Here is a 19,232-nt window from a genome sequence, read left to right on the forward strand (position 1 = left end):
GTTAATATACTAATTCGATAATTCGCAAATCTGCTGATCAATACATCAAAGAGCTATTGGTTAGAATTATATAGATAAACTTTTTCCAGAAATATTAAATTGTGATTTGTTCTATAAATTTAATAAAGAAATATCATGGTTATTCTCCGGATAGATATCTTTGTCCTGACAAATTTCCAGTAATACAGGCAGACCGAAAAATGAAACTAGAAATAAGCTTTTTATCACTTTATAAGCGGTTTCTCAAGACTTGTCCCCGGAGAGATATAAAAGAAGATAATCTCTCATTGTATAAAGCATCTGGTGAAAATATAAAAGGTTGATCTAAGGTAATATCAAATTTAACCTGTTTATTGATGTATCAATCCCTCAATTTTGAAGAGTTGATAGACTGGCGTTGGTATGGGATGAAACTTTCATTATAAGGGATGATATTTTCATTTTGGGATAATATATAACGATACATTTGTATATAGTCATTTATGTGAATGTCGTTAACCAAATGAAAATAATAATGTGGAAATACATAATTTATTTATCACACATGTCTTATTTTTTATACCATAATACTGTAGGCTGAATGAAAGGCAAAGAGAGAAAGAAATCAAAAAAGAAAAAGACAACGGCCCAATCACTCTTTTAGAACAATCTGTATTTGAAACGCAGAAATATCCGGACCACCTAATTGGAAAAATTTCTCACCGATCTGCCTCAGTCTGGATGAAATTAATGTAAATAGCTAATATATAATCTATACCGGATTATGAGATTGAATACTCTGAAGTTTTTTCTCTGCTTGTCACTGTGCTTTGTTATTACGGGTCTTTCTTCTCAATCGACGCAATATTATTTTAGTCATTACGGAATACGGGAAGGGCTTTCGCAAAATACGGTGAATGCTATACTGCAAGACCGGACAGGTTTTCTATGGGTAGGAACTAAAGATGGATTAAACCGGTTTGATGGCTTTTCTTTTCGCACATTTAAACGCGATATTCTCGACAAAAACAGTATTGGTAATAATTATATAAAGGTTCTGCATGAAGATAACAGGGGCAAAATATGGGTGGGAACCGATGCCGGTATATATGTGTATGATCCATATACAGAGCAATTTAGTCAATTCCTGGTACAGGCGGATAATAAAGTGGTTATTAATAAGACGATATCGGCGATAGAAGGCAACGGGTCGTACATTTGGATTGCAGTCGAATCGCAGGGGATTTTTTGTTATGACGTACAGTCGGGTTTACTCAGGAACTTTGATCTCAAAAGCCATGATATATCCTCTAATATTGAATGCCTTAAGGAAGACAGAAATGGCGTTTTATGGCTGGGAAGCTATGGGGAAGGACTGTTTTACTCAAAGGACAATCTGAAAACCATTCGTGAGTTTACAGATGATAATGGTGAAAAGGTATTTCGCGACGACGTTATTCTCAAGATTATCCCGGGAGCGTATAATTGCTTGTATGTAGGTTCGGTAAAAGAAGGCCTTAAGGAACTGAGCCTTTCTTCCGGGAAGGTGCGCGATTTGTTGCAGATAGATAATAACAACGAGAAGATTTTCATTCGCGATATAATGATAAATTCGGATAATGAGTTGTGGCTGGGAACCGAATCGGGTATATATATTTATAATTTACGAACCAATAATTACCTGCATCTGGAGAGTTCTTTTTACGATTCCTATTCTTTGTCAGACAATGCTATTTATTGTTTGTGCAAGGATAGGGAAGAAGGTATCTGGATAGGTTCATACTTCGGCGGCCTGAATTATTATCCGAAGCAATACACACATTTCAACAAATATTATCCTACGGATACTTCTAACGGCCTGCGGGGAAAGAGAGTGAGGGAGTTTTGCGCAGACCCATCGGGGCTTATCTGGATCAGTACAGAAGACGGAGGACTCAGCAACTATAATCCACAGACAAATAAGATTTCGTTTTTTGAACCCAGCAGAGCCTTTTCCAATGTCCAATGCCTTTTGCCCGATGGCGATAACTTGTGGGTGGGTACATTCTCGAAAGGAGTAAAAGTAATAAACAGAAATACAGGGCATATAAAATCTTATAATAAAGGAAGTACCTCCAATTCATTGAACGATGACAATATTTTTGCCATGCTGCGTACATCTGATGGGACTATCTATTTGGGCACTTTATTCGGGCTGCTCAAATATAACAGGGCGACTGATGATTTTTTTGTAATTCCGGAGCTGAAAGGTAAATTCATATATGATATTAAAGAAGACAGACACGGCGATCTCTGGTTGGCAACCTATTCCGATGGGGTTTTCTGTTACGATATAAATAAGAAGAAATGGAAAAACTACCTGCATAATGAAACGGATGAGAAGAGTTTACCGTATAATAAGGTAACAAGTATATTTGAAGACAGCCGTCACCAGATATGGATCACCACACAAGGCCGTGGCTTTTGCCGGTTCGATCCGTCAACAGAAACTTTTATAAGATATGATGAGCGAAACGGCTTGCCCAACGATGTTATATATCAGATTGTAGAAGACGACAAAGGTCTTTTCTGGATCACATCTAATAAAGGGCTCATTTGCTTCAATCCGGTTGATAATTTTATAAAAAACTATACAGTGGTAGATGGGATTCTGAGTAATCAATTCAATTACAGGTCAGGATTTAAGTCTGAGGACGGAAGCCTTTTTATGGGGAGTATAGATGGTTTTATAAGATTCGAGCCGAAGGATTTTTCCGAAAGTAAATATAAGCCGACTCCTGTTATAACAGATTTTCTATTGTATAACAAAAGAGTTAGTGTAGGGGAGAGGAAATCGCCTTTGCAGCGGAGTATTATCTATACAGACAGCCTTATTCTCAACTCGAAACAAAATTCATTCAGCTTCAGGGTAGCTGCCTTGAGTTATCTGTCTCCTCATACAAATATTTTAAAGTACAAGCTCGAAGGGTTCGATAAGGATTGGCTGTTGATGACAGAAAGCCCGCTGATCAATTATTCTAATCTCAAATACGGGGATTATGTATTTCGGTTGAAAATATCTGACCCGACAATGCCTTCAATAGAGAACGAGAAGATCCTTTTTATAAGGATTTTACCACCGTTTTATTTGTCGCCATGGGCATACGTCCTCTATGTTCTCATATTTGGCTCCTTTGTTTACTATATTGTATATAATATGAGGAAGCGGGCGACAATGCGTGAACGAAGGGAAATGGAGAAATTTGAACAACAGAAAGCATTGGAGATATACGATGCCAAGATCCGTTTTTTTACCGATGTTGCACATGAAATACGAACCCCCCTGACGCTGATAAAAGGGCCTCTGGAAAATATTCTTTTAACTGATTATATAGACGATATGATCAGGGATGATTTGAATATTATGAATCATAATACAGATCGCCTGTTAAATCTGACAAATCAACTGCTCGACTTCCAGAAAATAGAGAGTAAAGGACTTCAGCTTAGTTTTACCGAATGTAATATCTCAGATATTTTGCGGGGCTGTTATCTGCAATTTAAACTATCTACCCAGCAGATGAATTTGAATTTTGTACTCCGCTTGCCGGATAAGGATTTGTTTGCTCATATAGATAAGGAAGCATTTACCAAGATTATCAGTAATTTGTTCAGTAATGCAATGAAATATGCGCAGACGTATATAGAGGTAAAACTGGATGTTGATGATGAAAAAAGAGAGTTGCGGGTGGTTATAAAGAATGATGGAAATATCATCTCGCCGGACATGCGGGAAGAAGTTTTTAAGCCTTTTGTGAGGCTCAATAATATTGAAACCTCTAAGCCACTTCCGGGTACTGGGATCGGGCTGGCCTTATCTCGTTCGTTAGCAAAACTTCATCAAGGGAGCCTGTATATCGAAGACTATGCAGATTGCAACAGTTTTTGTCTGGTATTACCTATGACCGTTTATGATGAAAAAGCACTTCCACTTCCCGTTATCGTTCAGCCGGAAGATTCTTCTTCCAGATTGGCGATACTGATTGTAGAGGATGACCCGGAATTGCTTGCTTTTATTGTTAAGCAACTATCGGCATATACCATATTTACGGCCACAGATGGAAACGAAGCATTAAATGTGCTCGATTCTAACATTGTGAATCTGATTATAACTGACGTTATGATGCCCCATATGGATGGTTTTGAATTGTGCCGCATATTGAAGTCAAATATCGATTATAGTCATATACCCGTTATTCTTCTTACGGCAAAAACGAATCTCCGGTCCAAGATAGAAGGACTGGAAGCCGGTGCTGATATGTATATTGAAAAACCATTCTCGGTAGAGTACTTGAGAGCCTGCGCATCTAATCTGATACATAATCGGATAAAGCTGAAAGAAATTTTTGTCAATTCACCTCTTGTGGCGGCCAACTCCATGGCATTTACCAAGGCAGACGAAGACTTTTTGAAAAAGATGAATGAAATTATACTTGACAATATTGATAATCCTGAATTTAATATGGATGACATGGTTGGAACCCTGCATATGAGCCGCTCCGTTTTTTACAGGAAGATCAAGGGGATCCTGAATATGAACCCGAATGAATATTTACGTCTCGAACGCCTGAAAAAAGCGGCCGAATTATTACTTGCCGGAAACAGCCGTATTAATGAGGTCTGTTATTTGGTCGGATTCAATTCTCCTTCATATTTTGCCAAATGCTTTCAGAAACAATTTGGTATTTTACCCAAAGATTTTGTCAATAGTAAGAAGCAGATGCCTAGAGATTGAGTGAGTGAAACAAATGTTGTATCAATTGGAATAATTATGTTGCATTGCTTGTTCCCTATTTTTCATCTTTGTAAGGCAATTTGTTTGTATAAATATTTTGAAAAATACCTGTTTCAATTCTGACTATTAAAATAATATAACCGGCTGATAATGCTACTCTATACGGGATTTACTCGCTTTTTGTGAAGGCAAGTGCGTGAAAGGCCTGGCAGGCAATCGAATCCGGCAATTTAACTTCATACTGATATATTTATGTCAACAAGATTATTTACTTTTCGCAAAGGTCTATGGGCTGTATATACAAGTTATACTGCGGGCGAAACATATCCCCATCACGACCTGCCCGGATTCCTGTTTTTAAAGAAAAGAAATATTAATAGTTCCTTTGAAAGACATCGGGGGAATCAAACTTCATAATCGATATATGTTAGCAAAATTATTTATTCTCTGTACCAGTCTATTGACTGTATGTGCAAGTTATGCCACAACGCATCATCCTTTCACGTTAGACGCACGCCTGTCCGTAAAAGTTCCGGGTAACCCTGCTGTCAGCTATGAGTTAAGGAAGAATGAAACCGGTAACGGAAACTATAGTATGGAACCCGTCAAATCGTTACCTATACATATATCGGGACAAATAAATGAAACGGATAATAAAATCCGGATCAAAGTTTCTATTACAGCCGATGAAGATACATACTTTAAATATTCACAGAATATATCCACAGGATATTTACATTCCGATTGCCAGTTTCTGATGCCCGGATTCTGGTACCGCCGCAATTTACTGTCTCCGAAGGAAGCTCCTTCATTCCATACATCGTCTGGTTGGACAGTGAGGGAAGACCGCCTGAGCACCCCGCTTACAGGTATTTATAATGAAAAGAGCGGCATGTATATGTCAGTAGCACGTATCGATCTTCCCAAGTATGATGCTCTGACTACCCATAAAGAAGGAGAAGTCATTGTTTCGGGGAGAACCTCTCTGGGCTATACCGGGTTTGAAGAAATAAACAGCAATGCAAATCTTTCGTTCGGTTATCCTTTTCAGGAAACTCCTAAAAGCTATATCAGGAAACTGACATTAGCTCCGCCTATAGAAGCTTTTCAGGAAATAAAGAAAGGGGAAACTATCAATTTGGAATGGGAAGTGTTTATGGGGCAAGCTACCGATTATTCAGATTTTGTGAAGCAGGTGTGGGAATATAGTTACGACACCTACCAGCCAAAGCCGCTCGATACTCAATACTCTTCTACTCCCGAAAAGATGAAACAAACGATAGTTTCGTATTTTGCCGATAGCTTTGTTGGTGATAAAGAACTGAAATTCCCTTCCGGAGCACATCTTATGGTTGCTACCTGTGAGAAGAATGGCATTGCGGAGGTCGGATTTATCGGGCGGGTATTACTTAATTCATTCAATGCCTATGAATATGGAGAACTCAATAGACGGCCCGATCTGGTGAATAATAGCAATTCAGTATTTGCGAGCTATTTAGAACATGGTTTTACTAAGAATGGCTTTTTCAGGGAATATGTCGATCAGGATGCAGGAAAGGAAACAGATGTTTTCAGCATACGCAGGCAGTCGGAGGGCATATATGCTATGTTTCACTATCTGCAATACGAGAAGGAAAAAGGGCGGAAACATCCGGAATGGGAAGCCCGCATCAAAACCATTTTAGACAGGATTCTTCGTTTACAAAATGAAGATGGAAGTTTTCCCCGTAAATTTAAGGACGATTTTAGCATTGTCGACAAGAGCGGCGGTAGCACTCCATCGGCAACCCTTCCGCTGGTAATGGCGTATAAATACTTTGGTGATGCCAACTATCTGAAGAGTGCGAAAAAGACAGCCGAATATCTGAAAACAGAGTTGATAGATAAGGCCGATTATTTCTCATCTACACTCGATGCCAATTGTGAAGATAAGGAGGCTTCCTTGTATGCAGCCACTGCCACTTACTATCTAGCACTTGTTTCGGAGGGTAAGGAAAGGCAATATTATGCCGGTTTATGCCGGAAGGCTGCATATTTCACGCTGTCATGGTACTATATATGGGATGTCCCTTTTGCCAAAGGTCAAATGCTGGGAGATATCGGATTGAAGACCCGCGGATGGGGTAATGTATCTGTAGAGAACAATCATATCGATGTATTCATTTTTGAGTTCGGTTCAGTATTAGACTGGCTCTCAATAGAATTTAAAGAACCTCGTTTCGAAAGCTTTATAAAGGTTATACGTTCGTCTATGGGGCAACTGCTTCCATATGAAGGGCATATGTGCGGTATTGCCAAGGTCGGTTATTACCCCGAAGTAGTGCAGCATACCAATTGGGATTATGGTAAAAACGGGAAAGGGTTCTATAATGACATCTTTGCTCCGGGATGGGTTGTAGCTTCATTGTGGGAGCTGATGAGTCCCGGAAGAGCCGAAGAGTTTCTTCTGAAAGGAAAATAGAAAGGTATATTAATGAAATAGCTTAGCCCATCTTGCCACTTAAGCGTACAAGATGGGCTGCTTCTTTTTATCTATATACTTAGTATTGAAAAATATGCCATTAATTTTTATTGATTGGTTAATACCTTACCTTTGCATAATGAAAACAAAAGATCAAACAAACAGCATATTATCCAATTTGGGAATTGAAGCCCTGAATGAAATGCAAATTGCCGCTCAGGATGCAATTATCAATAAACAAAATACAATCCTGTTATCCCCTACGGGCTCAGGGAAAACACTTGCTTATTTAATGCCGGTTCTCCGGTTATTAAAAGAGGATGTTAGGAGTGTGCAATGTCTTGTTATTGTCCCTTCCCGTGAATTAGCCCTCCAGATAGAGCAGGTCTGGAAAAAGATGGGCACAAAATTTAAAGTGAATGTTTGTTATGGCGGGCATTCTATTGATACCGAACTTAATAATTTGAGTAATCCTCCGGCTATACTTATAGGGACACCGGGTAGGCTGAAAGACCATTTGGAGCGGAAATCCTTTAATCCCGGTTCTGTGAAAACATTAGTATTGGATGAGTTCGATAAATCCCTGCAACTGGGTTTTCAGAATGATATGAATGCCATTATCAGCCAATTCCCAAATTTGCAGAAGAGGGTCTTGCTTTCTGCGACATCCGATGTGGAAATTCCTGATTTTGTAAAGATGGAATCGCCTGCGATTCTTGATTATACACAAGAAGAAAAGAACGATACTCTTTCTATTAAGCTTGTCCTGTCGCCGGAAAAAGACAAGATAGAATCATTGTTTCAGCTTATATGTTCCCTCGATTCAGAGCCTGCGCTTATATTCTGTAACCACAGGGAAGTAGCCGAACGTATCAGCGATTTATTGAATAAGGAAGGGATACAGACCGGATATTATCACGGAGGGATGGATCAGGACGATAGGGAAAAAGTTCTTATTCAATTTAGAAATGGTAGTCTGAATTATCTCGTCACAACTGACTTAGCCGCCAGAGGACTGGATATTCCGGAGATGAAACATGTAATTCATTACCATCTACCTTCCAAAGAGAGTGAATTTGTCCATCGTAATGGACGTACAGCTCGTATGCATGCTTCCGGTACAGCATATATTATAATGTATAAAGAAGATAAAACTCCGGACTACATTCCTGAAAATACGGATATATTAGAGCTAAAAGCTGGAAAACCTTTACCGAGAAGGCCTGAATACAAAACAATCTATGTGAGTGGGGGAAAGAAAAACAAGTTGAATAAAAGTGATATTGTCGGTTTCTTTTTACAGAAAGGAAAGCTGGATAAAGCAGATCTGGGGCTGATAGAAGTTAAGGATTTTATTTCTTTTGTTGCAGTCCGTTCCTCGGCTGTGAAAACACTTTTGTCTAATATTAATGATGAGAAGATGAAAGGAAAGAGATATAAGATAGAGGTAGCGAGGAATGTTATAAAGAAGATCGACTGATTAGCGTTAATCATAATAATAGCAAGCAGGCCTTTACTTTTTAAAGTAAAGGCCTGTTATCTTAATATATTAAAGATCATTTTTCTCTGGTGTACAGGTACCAATAAACACATCCTACTAATACTACCCCTCCGATAAGGTTGCCCAGTGTAGCAGGAATTAAATTCTGGAGAATAAAATCGCTCCAGAGAATGTCCGCACCCGAATAAATTGCAGCAGGAATAAAGAACATATTAGCGATGGAGTGTTCATAGCCCAGGGTAACAAAGAGCATGACAGGAATCCATATACCTATACATTTCCCTATAATATCTTTTGCCGCATATCCCATCCACATTCCCAGACAAACCAGCCAGTTAGCACCGATTCCTTTGATAAAGACGGTCATAAAGTCTTGGTTTACTTTCACTTCTGCGTAATGATGCAGGTAATGTTGCCAGGGGTCTTTATCAAATAGTCCGATTCCTGACGAGAGCAGGTAGGCAACTACCTGGGAACCTATAAAGTTGAACAGATAAGAAAGGATAAGAAGTTTAACAAAGGTAAAAGCCTTTAATCTCCTCTCCAATAAGGGAAGTGTAAACGCTGTGCAGTCACTGGTGAATAAATCTGCTCCGGTGATGGATACTATAATAAGTCCAACGGGGAAGAGCGCTCCGGCAATAAATTTGATTAGTCCTGGATTTTCTGCACCTGCTCCGGGCATTCCTCCTGCGACCATAACGGATAGCAATCCGCCGAAAGCGATAAATACACCTCCGAGTATGGCTATCAGACTGAATTTAGATAATGGTAAATTACTTTTATAAATACCTGAATTGGCAAACTCCACTGTGATTTCTTTCGGAGTGTTGTAGTTCTTCATTATTTGTCTCTTAAATTAAGAATAGAGGTTATACATTGAGTCCATAACTTTTGAAAATCGCCTCCGCCTTATTCAATTCCTGATTTGATGGAGAGTTTATATCCTTTAATTTATATTCTTGTCCGATTTGCTCCCATTTATGTATTCCCATCTGATGAAAAGGCAGGATATCTACCCGTTCCACATTCTTGAACTGGCTTACATATTGTGCCCACCGATGTAAATCGTCCTCATTATCTGTAAAGTGAGGAACGAGGACATACCTTAACCAGACCGGTTTATTTACTTCGGCGAGGTATTCTATAAAGTTGAGGGTAGGCTCAAGAGGCCTTGCAGTCAATTCTTTATATTTATCCGGATTTATATGTTTGATATCTAATAGTACAAGGTCGGTATAGGACAGCACTTCCTTAGTCTTGTCATTAAACAGGAAGCCCGAAGTATCTATGGCGGTATGTATCCCTGCGGTTTTACATAGTTTGAATAGCTCCAATACAAATTCCGGTTGCATCATCGGCTCCCCACCCGAAACGGTGACACCTCCCTTTACAAATGCTTTTACCTTCATTACTTCATCTAAAGCCTGTTGGGGAGTCAGCTCATATTTGGCTTCATTTGGCCTCCATGTATCAGGATTGTGGCAATACAGGCAACGCAAAGGGCAACCCTGCATAAAGAATACAAAGCGGATGCCCGGCCCGTCCTTGGTACCGAATGTTTCAAACGAGTGAATATGACCTTTCATATTGAAGAAAATCAGGCAGAAAATTTCTAACTGCCTGATTTATTAGATTTATATGGACTTAAAAAGTAGTTGTGATTGTTCTGTTAATAACATCCAGCTGCTGTTCTTTAGTCAGCTTGGTGAAATTAACCGCGTAACCTGATACCCGTATTGTTAACTGAGGGTATTTCTCAGGGTGCTCCATCGCATCAACCAATAGTTGACGGTCGAACACATTCACATTCAGGTGATGACCCGTTTGCAAGAAATATCCATCCATCAGTCCTGCAAGGTTCTGAGCCTCTTCCTCCCGGTTTTTACCCAGTGTACTTGGAGTGATCGCGAATGTATAGGATATACCATCGTTTGCATGTTCGAACGGAAGTTTGGCTACCGATGACAATGATGCTACTGCCCCTCTGGTATCGCGTCCGTGCATCGGATTAGCGCCCGGTGCAAACGGAGTTCCGTCGCGGCGTCCGTCAGGAGTGTTTCCCGTTTTCTTGCCATACACGACATTTGATGTGATAGTCAATACCGATTGAGTCGGGATCGCGTCTTTATACATTTTGCGCTTACGGATTTTTTGCATGAATGTCTCCACGATATCTATGGCAAACTGGTCTGTATTATCGTCATTGTTTCCGAAAGGAACATAGTCCTTTTCCTGTATGTAATCTACCGCATCTCCGTCAGCATCTCTTACAATACGCACTCTTCCGTATTTTATTGCGGCAAACGAGTCTGCGATGATAGAAAGTCCGGATACGCCGAAGGCTTGCGTACGTACGATATCTACATCATGCAGAGCCATTTCGAGAGCCTCATATGAGTACTTATCATGCATATAATGGATAATATTCAGCGCTTTCACATAAGTTTCGGCAACCCAGTCGAGGGTACGGTCAAATTTTTCCCATACTTCATCAAATTCGAGATATTCGCCTGAGATTTTTTCTACCCAGTGCTTAGGCAATACCTGAGCCTTTGTTTTCTCATCTTTGCCTCCATTGATAGTATAAAGCAATGCTTTCGGTAAATTAGCGCGGGCTCCGAAAAATTGCATCTGGTGCCCGATACGCATTGGCGATACACAGCATGCAATACCATAATCATCTCCCAGTTGTGGACGCATAAGGTCATCATTTTCGTATTGGAGAGAAGATGTGTCGATAGATACTTTCGCGCAGTATTTTTTCCATGCCTCGGGTAAGCGGTCGCTCCACAGGATTGTAAGATTCGGCTCCGGTGCCGGGCCTAAATTATAGAGGGTGTGTAGCATACGGTAACTGTTTTTGGTTACCATCGTGCGCCCGTTATTGGTCATTCCGCCGATAGATTCGGTCACCCAGACAGGGTCTCCCGAGAATAGTTCATTATATTCGTTTGTACGCAGGAAGCGTACAATACGGAGTTTCATCACAAAATGGTCGATCATCTCCTGAGCTTCTTTCTCTGTGATAAGGCCTTCCTTCAAATCCCGTTCGATGTAAATATCGAGGAATGTGGTCACACGTCCCAGACTCATTGCTGCGCCATTCTGGTCTTTGATGGCACCCAAATATCCAAAGTATGTCCACTGGATAGCTTCCTGTGCATTGGTTGCGGGATTTGAAATATCAAATCCATAATCAGCAGCCATCCGTTTCAAAGCCTTCAGTGCCTGAATTTGAGAATTCAATTCCTCGCGAAGACGGATCAAGTCATCTGTCATAACGATAGGATCGCATTCCTTGTAACGTTTTTCACGTTCGGCAATCAGCCGGTCTACACCATAGAGTGCAATACGGCGATAGTCACCGATAATACGGCCGCGTCCGTATGCATCGGGCAGGCCTGTTAATAAGCCGTTGCTTCTGGCACGGCGGATACTGTCGGTATATGCCGAAAATACACCTTCGTTATGAGTTTTACGATATTTGGAAAATATTTCTGTTGTAACCGGATCAAGTTTGTAGCCGTATTCTTCAAGGCTTTGCTGTACCATGCGAAGCCCGCCGTTAGGGAAGATGGCTCTTTTGAGAGGTTTGTCTGTCTGTACTCCTACTATTTTTTCCAGATCCTTGTCTATATAGCCTGCGCCATAAGCATCGATCTGTGAAGGAATTCGGGTTTCAGCGTCATAAACACCTTTTTCTTTTTCAACCTTAAACATTTCGCTTAGCTTATCCCATAGCTTTGTAGTGGCTTCTGTTGCGCCTTCCAGAAAAGATTCATCTCCTGTATATTCTGTATAATTTTTTAAGATAAAATCATTTACTTCGATTTTTTCTTTCCACTTGGTTCCTTTAAAATCTTTATATGCTTCCATTTGTTATTATTTAAATTCAATTTGGCGTTTCAATAATCTAAAACTGGACACATATATAAATCACAAAAAGCATGCCCAATTTCTTCTAAAAAAGAATAAACATGGCTCTCGGAACTTAAGGAAACAGAAAAAATAATAATAAATCCTCACCTTGTAGTGAGAGAATCTTTTTATGGTTCTCAAGCCTTATTTCCCGAAAGCTTTTTAATTGATCAATTCTGGCAGGTCTTCTGGCTTACTCCATTTTTGAATTGCCTTCCCAATATTCAGTCAACAGTAAGCAGTTAACAGTTAACAAAAATGATAACAAATAACTGATGATCGATGGCTGTTAATCAGTGGCTATAAGTTTTGTTCAAAAATATCAGTGATTAGTATTAACTGTTCACTGAAAAGAGCTTACAGCAGCGGGTCTGCCCGGGATTCTCACCCGGTTCCCTTTTCACCATCCTTTAAGAACATAAAGGATGACACCAAAACCGTGACAAAGGTAGCTATTTTATCTTAAATAGCTATATGACTGGTAGTAGAAAATTTATTTTGCATATGTATATGCGATAATTCTATACGGCGATTATTCCAAATAACGACCGTTGCACTTTTTAATGATTTTTCGACATCGATTAACCGTTGGTTGCTGCTGCCTCTGAAGATAAGGGATTCGTCTTTCAGTGATTCAACATATCGCCCGTCTACAAGTACATCTATATAGGGAAGTATCCGGGATAGCCTTTCTGACCTTATGATTTGCTCATATATATACCCGGTGTAACACCAGATATCTTTATCTGTTTCAGATTTGATCCGTCGGGCCAGTTCTGTAAATTCTTCTACTTGCATAAAAGGGTCGCCTCCTGTAAAAGTCACATTTGCAAACTCCGCTTCTTTAACCTCCTCCAGTAGGCTATCAATGGAGTATCCTTTACCATTGTCGATATTCCACGAATGGGAATTGTGACATCCTTTGCAAAGGTGTGTGCATCCGGCAGCGTAGATGGCCGTGCGGAATCCGGGGCCATCTACGGTGGTGTCGTGTATGATATCCAGTATTGATATATTATTATTCATGGACGATGCGGTCGTTAAGTTCAGCAAGTTTCGCGCTATTCCATCTATCGGTAGTACCCACCAGATAGCCTGTTATGCGTTGCAGGCGGTCTATTTGCAAGCTTCCGCAACGAGGACACTCATTTATTTGTGTAGCTGCATTTTCGTATCCGCATTTCAGGCAACGGTTCCGGTTATGGTTCACCGAAGCATAGCCGATATTGTATTTGTCCATCATATCTACGACAGTCATAATGGCTTCGGGATTATGAGTTGCGTCACCATCCATTTCGACATAGAATATATGCCCGCCACGTGTAAGATCGTGATAAGGAGCTTCGATCTTGGCTTTCTGATGTGCGCTGCATGAATAATATACAGGTACATGGTTTGAGTTTGTATAATATTCCCGGTCTGTAATTCCTTCAATAAGTCCGAAATCTTTTTTGTCGCGCCTTGTAAACCGTCCGGCAAGTCCTTCAGCGGGAGTCGCCAGTACACTATAGTTGTGCTGATATTTATCGGAATACTCATTTACCCGGTCTCTCATATATGTTATCATTTCCAGACCTAGTTTCTGCGCATTTTCATCTTCTCCATGGTGCTTGCCTATAAGGGCGACCAAAGCCTCGGCAAGCCCGATGAAACCTATGCCGAGTGTACCCTGATTGATAACTTTCTCTATTGTATCCTCGCCTGCCAGCTGCTCGCAACCTTCCCATAGCACCGACATTAACAAAGGAAACTGTTTGGGAGCGGCTGTCTTTTGGAACTCGAAGCGGCGATGCAATTGGAGAGCGGCCAGATCGAGCATCTGATCCAGTTTCCTGTAAAAGCAGTCGATCCTTTCCTTCTCGTTTTCTATGTTTCTGCATTCCAAAGCAATGCGCACCAGATTAAGTGTAGAGAAAGAAAGGTTGCCTCTGCCTACCGATGTTTTCTTTCCAAAACGGTTTTCAAATACGCGGGTACGGCAACCCATTGTTGCCACCTCGTACTCAAAACGGCGGGGATCGCTCTCCTTCCATTCTTCATGCTGGTTGAATGTCGCGTCCAGATTCAGGAAGTTAGGGAAGAAACGATGTGCGCTCACCTTGCATGCCAGTTGGTATAAATCGTAATTCCGGTCTGTTGGTAAATAGCTTACTCCCCGCTTCTTTTTCCATATCTGTATGGGGAAAATGGCTGTTACTCCGTTGCCCACGCCTTCATCTGTGCTTATTAACAGTTCCCGCATGATGCATCTTCCTTCGGCAGAAGTATCCGTTCCATAATTAATAGAACTGAATACCACCTGATTGCCTCCCCGGGAGTGTATGGTGTTCATGTTATGGATGAAGGCTTCCATCGACTGATGTACGCGGCTCACTGTGCGGTTTATGGCATGTTGGATAATTCTTTCGTCATTCTGCAACCCGGTCAGGTCTTTTGATAGATAATCTTCTATCGAAATCTCATAAAGATGTTTATAGTCAAGACCATTTATCTGTTCCAGCACTTTTATCTCTTCAATAAAGCTGCGTCTGACAAAAGGTGCCAGGTAGAAATCGAACGCAGGGATGGATTGGCCGCCATGCATTTCATTCTGGGCTGTTTCCATAGATATACAGCCGAGCATGCTTGCAGTTTCAATACGTTTAGCCGGGCGTGATTCGCCATGTCCGGCATTGAATCCATGCTGAAGTATCTTATCTAGCGGGTGTTGTACGCAGGTGAGGCTTTTGGTCGGATAATAATCCTTGTCATGAATATGTAAATAATTTCGGCGGACAGCTTCTTTTACCTCCGGTAGCAGCAAGTAGTCGTCGACAAAAGGCTTGGTTGTTTCACTTGCAAATTTCATCATCATTCCTGCCGGGGTATCGGCATTCATATTGGCATTTTCGCGTGTGATATCATTCGATTTGGTCTCTATGATTTCGAGAAACATGTCCCGGGTCTTGGCTTTTCGGGCAATATTGCGTTGGTCGCGGTAAGCGATATATTTCTTGGCCGCTTCCTTGCGTGGACTTTTCATCAGTTCCACTTCTACCATGTCCTGAATTTGCTCTACGGTCATTTGCTCGTTGCCTTGGCAAGAGATAAAATCCGTGATGCGTCTTATCAGGGAAGAGTCTTCTCCTTGTTCGGTGTGTAACATGGCTTTGCGAATGGCTGCCATTATCTTTTCTTCATTGAAGCCGACGATGCGCCCGTCTCTTTTTACGACTGTCTGGATCATGGTTGTATTATGTTATAAGTAAAAGAAAGTATTCGACACGCTTTCGCGTCGTCAATTGTTAATTAATGATACATTGTTTCAATGTAACTGACGGGGATAGAGACCAAAATAGGCGAAGAGAGATTAATGATGTAAAGTCACCGCATATTCTATTCTATCGCTTTTCTCCCGAAAGCTACGAATGTATACACGGCAGGTCTTCTGACTCATTTCTCTGCTAGGCGCCTTCCCAATATTCAGTTGTCTGTTGATCAGTGGCGTGAGAGCCTAACTTTTTCTTGAAATTTACAGCTACGGGGATAGTTCAGGACTTACACCTGATTCCCTTTTCATCCGATTTTATTTCAGAACCGTATATGACAACAAAGGTAGATTATTTTTTTTATATGGTTTTCAAAAATGAGATTTATTTATCTTAAAATAATGCTGAAGTTTTCCAAAATAAATTTTAAGTTTCATATTATCAGATAAATAAATTTTTAATATTGTTGAAAAGTTTTCTAAATAGTTTAATTTATAATATTAATTTATCTTTATTCCGGATGATTTACCGATAGTTACAGAAAAAATACTTTCTTAATATATTATTATTTCAATTTTTTATTCCAACTTTGTATCCAATTATTGGTGTTACAAGTCCGCATCTTCGGATAAGTAATGAAAAGGGAATCAGGTGCAAGTCCTGAACAGACCCGCTGCTGTAAACTCTTTTCAGTGAACAGTTAACAGTCATCAGTTAACATTCATTGATGTTGTTCCGGGCGATACCCAATGCCACTGGTCGACAGACAACTGTCTATCGGGAAGGCTGCACGGAGCAAGAGTAAGTCAGAAGACCTGCCAGTAATAGTATGATTTTGTCTTTCGAGGATTAGAGGCAAGTCGGAGAAGTGAAAATTCATGTTCGGATAGAGCCGGTTTTGTGTAACAGTCAAAGTTGCATTGTTTTAGTTATGTATGCATAACAGAAATCTCTATTTAAGGTATCGACGGAATTATTTATTCTCCCGCAGATTAATTTTATAAAGCGAACAAAATGGAAAATGTTTGGCCAAAGGACAAAGGCATGTCCGCAACAAAATTTGCCGATCTGATTTTGGAGGTAAGTACAATTCTTCTGGAATCGGGAGCTCACTGTGAACGTATAAACCGGAATGTGCAGCGTATTGCCGAAACGACTTGTTATAAAGTGGAGATGCTTCTCACCTTTACTGCTGTATCAGTAACGGTTACAGATCGTGAAAATCCCGAAAATACAGTAACCGGAAACAGGCGGATGAGGCATCACGGGGCACATTTCGGTGTGTTGACCAATACCAGTTTGCTGACATGGGATCTTTTCGAGAATAAAATATCGTTGGATGAGCTCGAAAATTGCCTGAATGAGATAAAAGTGGCACCGAAACATCCTGTATGGCTGATACGTGTTTTTATAGGGGTAGCATGCGGTTGTTTGTGTTTGCTTGCCGGAGGCGACTGGGTGGATGGGGCTTTTGCCTTTGTTGCGTCACTTATAGGGCTTACGGTGCGCCAGGAAATGGTAAAGAAGGGTTTTAATCTGATGGTTGCCGTTGTAAGTTCTGCTTTTATGACTACAACGATCTCCGGCATGAATGTATTGTTCGGTTGTGGTTTATCGCCCGATATATCGGTAGCAACAGCCGTGTTGTTTCTGATACCGGGTGTCCCGTTGATTAATTGTATTATAGATTTGCTGGAGGGGTATATACCCACAGGTATTGCGCGTGGAGCATTCGGCGGCTTTATTTTGCTATGTATAGCGATCGGCATGTTTATGAGTATGTCATTGATAGGTATTAATAATTTTTAGAGATGATAGTCGATATAGTAAGAGATGCTTTTCTGAGCTTTTTTGTGGCAATAGGTTTTGCCCTTCTTTTCGAGACTCCCCGAAAAGCTTTGCTTATTGCAGGATTGTTGGGAGGAGTAGGGCATTGTATCCGTTTTGCGCTGTTGCAATCGGATTATGGTTTAGTTGCATCTACACTTTGCGGAACTGTATTCATCGGGCTTGCCGGTATATATTGTGCTCATCGCATACATACACCGCCTGTTGTATTTACGCTTCCGGCCTGTATAACGATGATTCCCGGGTTGTATGCCTATCGTACGATGCTTGGTTGCATCAGGATATACGAAGAGGGGAGTGATATCGAAGGATCATCCTTGTTGCAGAATACAGTATATAACTTTATTCTTACCTCTTCGCTATTGTTTTGTCTGGCTATTGGTATTTGTATTGCAGCTCTGGTTTTTCGGAAGAAGAGTGTGAAGGAGATAAAGAAAATCAAAGATCTGGGGATAAAGATTTTCTGATTTCCAGAGGATGCAGCGAGTGCTTCGTAGTGTTAACAATAACTAATCGATGTAAGAAATCGGGAATCGGGGCGACTAACTGTTTGTATCTAGGTTAAGAGGCTTAACTAAGTGAAAACTAGAAATTAAAGATGGATGCCGGATTGCAACTTGTTCTGACCGATTTACTTAGATGGCAAACACGTAAGCCTCTGGCCTTAAAAAAGCTTATAATCAAGGATTAATTAAAAGGGAAATCCTATGGAAATAAGTTTTTATGTATATTTGTAGGCTTTATCGATTAATTTAACAAATACTCAAATATGAATATAGCTCTCATCGGATATGGTAAAATGGGACATGAAATAGAAAAGATAGCTATTTCGAGAGGTCACAGTATTGTATCTATCATAGATATAAATAATCCGGACGATTTCGGTTCGCCAGCGTTTAAGAGTGCTGATGTGGCAATTGAATTTTCTACGCCTGACAGTGCAATAGATAATTATAGGAAATGCTTTGCCGCACAAGTCCCTGTGGTTGCAGGTACAACCGGATGGCTCGAGCATATGGATGAAGTGAAAAAAGCGTGTTCGGAAGGCGGACAGACTTTCTTTTACGCATCGAATTATAGTCTGGGAGTAAATATATTCTTTGTATTGAATAAGTATCTGGCGCGGATAATGAATAATTATCCGGATTATGATGTGAAGATGGAGGAGATACATCATATTCATAAACTGGATGCCCCGAGCGGAACAGCTATAACGCTTGCAGAAGGTGTCATTGAAAATATCAGCCGCAAAGAACGGTGGAATCTTGAAGTTGAAGAAAAACAATCAGATCTGGCTATTCATTGTATTCGTGAAGGCGAAGTTCCCGGGATACACGAAATAATATATGAGTCGGAGGCCGATATTATCAGCATCAAGCACGATGCGAAAAGCCGGAAAGGATTTGCTTTGGGTGCAGTCGTTGCCGCCGAATTTACCAAAGGTAAAAAAGGCTTTTTGGGAATGAATGATATGCTTAAATTTTAAAATAAGGTTGTAAA

11 protein-coding genes and 3 riboswitches are annotated in these 19,232 nt (G+C 40.5%); of the genes, 6 read left to right on the top strand and 5 right to left on the bottom strand.

All coding sequences use genetic code 11. The features are described 5' to 3' along the window. Positions 1-763: 763 nt before the first annotated feature. The 3 genes from IR083_RS16190 (at position 764) to IR083_RS16200 (ending at position 8,694) form a co-directional block, all read left to right on the top strand. Entirely contained in the window at positions 764-4,753 is a 3,990-nt protein-coding gene (locus IR083_RS16190) for a two-component regulator propeller domain-containing protein (RefSeq protein ID WP_194225110.1), read from the top strand. Positions 4,754-5,177: 424 nt separating this feature from the next. Next, the gene (locus IR083_RS16195) at positions 5,178-7,214 is read left to right on the top strand and encodes a hypothetical protein (RefSeq protein WP_194225111.1); all 2,037 of its coding nucleotides are present in this window, start codon (positions 5,178-5,180) and stop codon (positions 7,212-7,214) included. Positions 7,215-7,350: 136 nt separating this feature from the next. Further along, a complete protein-coding gene (locus IR083_RS16200; protein WP_410492888.1) occupies positions 7,351-8,694 on the top strand; it encodes a DEAD/DEAH box helicase in 1,344 nt (447 codons plus the stop codon). A gap of 76 nt (positions 8,695-8,770) precedes the next feature. Here the strand turns inward: IR083_RS16200 and IR083_RS16205 are convergent, their stop codons facing one another. The 5 genes from IR083_RS16205 to IR083_RS16225 form a co-directional block, all read right to left on the bottom strand. Then, positions 8,771-9,559: a formate/nitrite transporter family protein gene (locus IR083_RS16205; RefSeq protein ID WP_006798951.1), complete on the bottom strand. Its 789-nt coding sequence runs from the start codon at positions 9,557-9,559 to the stop codon at positions 8,771-8,773. Positions 9,560-9,587: 28 nt separating this feature from the next. Further along, complete coding sequence (gene pflA, locus IR083_RS16210; RefSeq protein ID WP_194225113.1) at positions 9,588-10,304, bottom strand: pyruvate formate-lyase-activating protein; 717 nt, start codon at positions 10,302-10,304, stop codon at positions 9,588-9,590. Between the two features lie 58 nt (positions 10,305-10,362). After that, positions 10,363-12,594, bottom strand: a complete 2,232-nt coding sequence (gene pflB, locus IR083_RS16215) for a formate C-acetyltransferase (RefSeq protein ID WP_194225114.1) — start codon at positions 12,592-12,594, stop codon at positions 10,363-10,365. A gap of 202 nt (positions 12,595-12,796) precedes the next feature. Continuing rightward, a riboswitch (cobalamin riboswitch) is annotated at positions 12,797-13,087 on the bottom strand. 11 nt (positions 13,088-13,098) lie between these two features. Further along, positions 13,099-13,662: an anaerobic ribonucleoside-triphosphate reductase activating protein gene (gene nrdG, locus IR083_RS16220; RefSeq protein WP_194225115.1), complete on the bottom strand. Its 564-nt coding sequence runs from the start codon at positions 13,660-13,662 to the stop codon at positions 13,099-13,101. Further along, positions 13,655-15,862, bottom strand: a complete 2,208-nt coding sequence (locus tag IR083_RS16225; protein WP_194225116.1) for an anaerobic ribonucleoside triphosphate reductase — start codon at positions 15,860-15,862, stop codon at positions 13,655-13,657. The genes nrdG and IR083_RS16225 overlap by 8 nt, the downstream gene beginning before the upstream one ends. A 173-nt stretch (positions 15,863-16,035) precedes the next feature. Then, a riboswitch (cobalamin riboswitch) is annotated at positions 16,036-16,232 on the bottom strand. A 238-nt stretch (positions 16,233-16,470) separates the two neighbouring features. After that, a riboswitch (cobalamin riboswitch) is annotated at positions 16,471-16,722 on the top strand. Positions 16,723-16,898: 176 nt separating this feature from the next. On the opposite strand from IR083_RS16225, the gene IR083_RS16230 reads away from it, so the two are divergent. From IR083_RS16230 to dapB, 3 genes are all read left to right on the top strand, one after another. Continuing rightward, positions 16,899-17,693, top strand: coding sequence for a threonine/serine exporter ThrE family protein (locus tag IR083_RS16230; RefSeq protein WP_194225117.1), 795 nt, complete (start codon positions 16,899-16,901; stop codon positions 17,691-17,693). Positions 17,694-17,695: 2 nt separating this feature from the next. After that, complete coding sequence (locus IR083_RS16235; protein ID WP_194225118.1) at positions 17,696-18,199, top strand: threonine/serine exporter family protein; 504 nt, start codon at positions 17,696-17,698, stop codon at positions 18,197-18,199. 302 nt (positions 18,200-18,501) lie between these two features. After that, positions 18,502-19,218, top strand: a complete 717-nt coding sequence (dapB, locus tag IR083_RS16240) for a 4-hydroxy-tetrahydrodipicolinate reductase (protein ID WP_194225119.1) — start codon at positions 18,502-18,504, stop codon at positions 19,216-19,218. Positions 19,219-19,232 lie beyond the last annotated feature (14 nt).

It is taken from the genome of Dysgonomonas sp. GY75 (assembly GCF_015234155.1).
GTDB classification, from domain to species: Bacteria; Bacteroidota; Bacteroidia; order Bacteroidales; family Dysgonomonadaceae; genus Dysgonomonas; species Dysgonomonas gadei.

What these genes read in the sequence shown, in the direction of transcription:
- IR083_RS16190 (WP_194225110.1), top strand. Translation starts at nt 764, where the DNA reads ATGAGATTGAATACTCTGAAGTTTTTTCTCTGCTTGTCACTGTGCTTT.
- IR083_RS16195 (WP_194225111.1), top strand. Translation starts at nt 5,178, where the DNA reads ATGTTAGCAAAATTATTTATTCTCTGTACCAGTCTATTGACTGTATGT.
- IR083_RS16205 (WP_006798951.1), bottom strand. Translation starts at nt 9,559, where the DNA reads ATGAAGAACTACAACACTCCGAAAGAAATCACAGTGGAGTTTGCCAAT.
- IR083_RS16230 (WP_194225117.1), top strand. Translation starts at nt 16,899, where the DNA reads ATGGAAAATGTTTGGCCAAAGGACAAAGGCATGTCCGCAACAAAATTT.
- dapB (WP_194225119.1), top strand. Translation starts at nt 18,502, where the DNA reads ATGAATATAGCTCTCATCGGATATGGTAAAATGGGACATGAAATAGAA.
- IR083_RS16225 (WP_194225116.1), bottom strand. Translation starts at nt 15,862, where the DNA reads ATGATCCAGACAGTCGTAAAAAGAGACGGGCGCATCGTCGGCTTCAAT.
- nrdG (WP_194225115.1), bottom strand. Translation starts at nt 13,662, where the DNA reads ATGAATAATAATATATCAATACTGGATATCATACACGACACCACCGTA.
- IR083_RS16235 (WP_194225118.1), top strand. Translation starts at nt 17,696, where the DNA reads ATGATAGTCGATATAGTAAGAGATGCTTTTCTGAGCTTTTTTGTGGCA.
- pflA (WP_194225113.1), bottom strand. Translation starts at nt 10,304, where the DNA reads ATGAAAGGTCATATTCACTCGTTTGAAACATTCGGTACCAAGGACGGG.
- pflB (WP_194225114.1), bottom strand. Translation starts at nt 12,594, where the DNA reads ATGGAAGCATATAAAGATTTTAAAGGAACCAAGTGGAAAGAAAAAATC.